Below are 295 nucleotides of genomic sequence, written 5' to 3' on the forward strand. Positions count from 1 at the left end.
AGGATCGCCTTGGCGACCGTCACCGCCTTGGGCTTGAAGCCCTGCTGGCGGGCCTGATTCCAGAAGGTGGTGAAGTCGGGCGGAATGACCACCCCGGTGACGATCTCGGCATTGGCCGCCTTGAAGGCGTTGACCTGCGCGGTGAAATCGTCCGAAAGGTTCTGATAGCGGCCAGGATCGGCAAGGCTGAAGCCGGCGGCGTCGAGGCCGGGCTTCAACCCATTCTTCGGGTCGCCCCAGGCATTGCCGTCGGCATCGTTGGGGAACAGCCCGCCCACCTTGCCGTTGGTGGAAA

General features: G+C 64.4%; 1 protein-coding gene. It reads right to left on the reverse strand.

Annotation, left to right across the window (positions count from 1 at the left end; genetic code table 11):
- The coding region (locus tag EOB49_RS35165) for an ABC transporter substrate-binding protein (RefSeq protein ID WP_164782001.1) at positions 1 to 295 on the reverse strand (295 nt) is incomplete at both ends.

It is taken from the genome of Mesorhizobium sp. M7A.F.Ca.MR.148.00.0.0 (assembly GCF_003997735.1).
Classification (GTDB): domain Bacteria; phylum Pseudomonadota; class Alphaproteobacteria; order Rhizobiales; family Rhizobiaceae; genus Mesorhizobium.